This is a genomic window from Paracoccus sp. S4493 (genome assembly GCF_000967735.1).
Taxonomy (GTDB): Bacteria; Pseudomonadota; Alphaproteobacteria; order Rhodobacterales; family Rhodobacteraceae; genus Paracoccus; species Paracoccus marcusii.
In genome coordinates this window covers 1-259 of the sequence record NZ_JXYF01000387.1, presented here as the reverse complement: position 1 = coordinate 259, position 259 = coordinate 1, and the positions used below count along the sequence as shown (strand labels likewise).

1 protein-coding gene is annotated in these 259 nt (G+C 68.7%); it reads right to left on the bottom strand.

What is annotated here, in order from left to right:
• A partial coding sequence (locus TW83_RS17900; RefSeq protein WP_045984146.1) for an ATP-binding cassette domain-containing protein occupies positions 1-259 on the bottom strand: 259 nt, incomplete at both ends.

Below are 259 nucleotides of genomic sequence, written 5' to 3'. Positions count from 1 at the left end.
CCGCCAGCCCAGCACCGCGAACGGGCTGCGGTCGGCCTTCAGCGCCATCACCAGGTTGTCGGCAACCGACTGGTCCTCGAACACGGTGGGGCGCTGAAACTTGCGACCGATCCCCTCGCGGGCGATCTGCGCCTCGGACAGCTTCAGCAGCGATTTCGACGTCGCCCCCCACAGCACCTCGCCCGTGTCGGGGCGCGTCTTGCCGGTCACGATGTCCATGAACGTCGTCTTGCCTGCGCCGTTCGGCCCGATCACCGCG